The 247-nt window shown below is 30.4% G+C and carries 1 pseudogene; it reads right to left on the reverse strand.

From position 1 onward, the window contains the following. Window positions 1-247: pseudogene (locus ACWA1B_RS23315) on the reverse strand (T9SS sorting signal type C domain-containing protein); the annotation flags it as partial.

A 247-nucleotide genomic window follows, 5' to 3' on the forward strand; every position in this document is an offset into this window, starting at 1 on the left:
CAATTCTTAATTCTTTTGCTTCAATTTTATTTTTGCCATAAAGCAATTGGCTGCCAATAGTATAGATCTGTACTTCTTTAATGTTTTCAGTTCCGCTAGTAAGATTTATTATTTTTGATTTTACTGAAACTAAAACATTATTTCCTATATTTTCAAAATCGTCTGTGCCTAAAGTTTTGTTGGTGTAACGCAATACGAAACGATCTGCAAAAGTTCCAACAGCAGTTTTGAACGTGTAATTTGAAGT

The organism is Flavobacterium xizangense, from assembly GCF_054075145.1.